General features: G+C 67.9%; 1 protein-coding gene. It reads left to right on the top strand.

The window, feature by feature from the left end:
* Positions 1–135: 135 nt before the first annotated feature.
* Positions 136–1,503 carry an IS1380 family transposase gene (locus tag AB0L53_RS59265; RefSeq protein ID WP_364015909.1) on the top strand — a complete coding sequence of 456 codons (1,368 nt, stop codon included), beginning with the start codon at positions 136–138 and terminating at the stop codon, positions 1,501–1,503.
* Positions 1,504–1,668 lie beyond the last annotated feature (165 nt).

Genomic DNA, 1,668 nt, shown 5'->3' with positions numbered 1-1,668 from the left:
CTAGCCTCGGGCTTTCACGACGAATTTGGCCAGAGCTGATCGTTTAAATGAGAAAAGTGCCTTTGAACTGGGAGAATAGGGCTTGTCGAAGGTCCTGTCCGCACCAGAGCAAGAGGCACTTTTCACGTGCAGACTATCGCGTCCCGCCGCAAGATCAGCGCGTCCGCCGACGCTGACGGCCTCCTGTCCCATGCAGGCGGCCTGCTCCTCACCCGAACGCTGGCCATCACCGGCCTGGACCGGGCACTCTCACACGAGCTGGAGCGGTGGCGCCCCTCCCGCGCCGTCCACGACCCGGGCAAAGTCATCGCCGACCTCGCCATCAGCCTCGCCCTCGGCGGTGACTGCCTGGCCGACATCGCCATGTTGCGCGCTCAACCCGAACTCTTCGGCCCCATCGCCTCCGACCCGACCATCTCCCGCCTGATCGACCGGCTGGCCAGCGACCCAACGCGAGCATTGAAAGCCATCCGCGCTGCCCGCGCCACCGCACGAGCACGCGCCTGGACGCTGGCCGGGCCCGCCGCGCCCGGCGCCGACGGCATGTTGATCCCGCTCGACATCGACGCCACCATCGTCATCGCCCATTCCGACAAGGAACAGGCCACACCCACCTGGAAGAAAACCTTCGGCTTCCACCCGATCACCGTCTTCGCCGACCACGGAGAAGGCGGTTCCGGCGAGCCACTGGCCATCGCGCTGCGGCCAGGAAACGCCGGCTCCAACACCGCCGCCGACCACATCGACGCCACCCGGCTCGCCCTGGCCCAACTGCCCAAGCACCGCCGGCGCCAGGTGCTGATCCGCACCGACGCCGGTGGCGGTACCCGTGAGTTCCTCACCTGGCTGACCCGGCCGGGCCGATGGCTGTCCTACTCGATCGGGTTCACCCTCACCGACGACATCCAGCACGCGATCTTGCGCTTGCCGAAGACGGCGTGGACGCCCGCTTATGACTGCGACGGCCAGGCCCGGCCCGGCGCCTGGGTGGCCGAGCTCACCGGCCTACTCGACCTGGCCGGCTGGCCCAAGGGCATGCGCGTCATCGCCAGAAAGGAACGCCCGCACCCCGGTGCGCAGCTTCGCTTCACCGACATCGACGGACACCGCTTCACCTGCTTCGCCACCAACACCAGCCGCGGCCAGCTCGCCGACCTAGAGCTGCGCCACCGTCGCCGTGCACGCTGCGAGGACCGCATCCGCTGCGCCAAGGACACCGGCCTGACCAACCTGCCGCTGCACGACTTCACCCAAAACCAGATCTGGTGCGAGATCGTCACGCTGGCCTGTGAGCTCCTGTCATGGATGCCGATGCTCGCCCTGCACGGCACCACCGCACGCCGCTACGAACCCAAACGCCTACGACTGCGCCTGTTCGCCGTCGCCGGCCGGCTCATCCGCGGCGGCAGGCGCCTGCGCCTACGCATCGCCGCACGATGGCCTTGGGCCCGAGACCTCCTCACCGCCCTGCACCGGCTCCAAGCACTCCCAGCACCGACCTGACCTGCAGAAATCATCACTACGAGCAGGAAGGACACACCCTCGGGCCGGTGGAACCCCGCCCACCCGGCGCGACAGCCGGGCCAACGCGCTGACCACACCCAGGAAATCAACCGCCAGCCGAACCGCTCAGCCGACCAAACGAAGATCGTGAAAGATCGAGGCTAG

It is taken from the genome of Nonomuraea sp. NPDC052129 (assembly GCF_040680095.1).
Classification (GTDB): domain Bacteria; phylum Actinomycetota; class Actinomycetes; order Streptosporangiales; family Streptosporangiaceae; genus Nonomuraea.
This window is presented reverse-complemented; position numbering and strand designations above follow the sequence as displayed.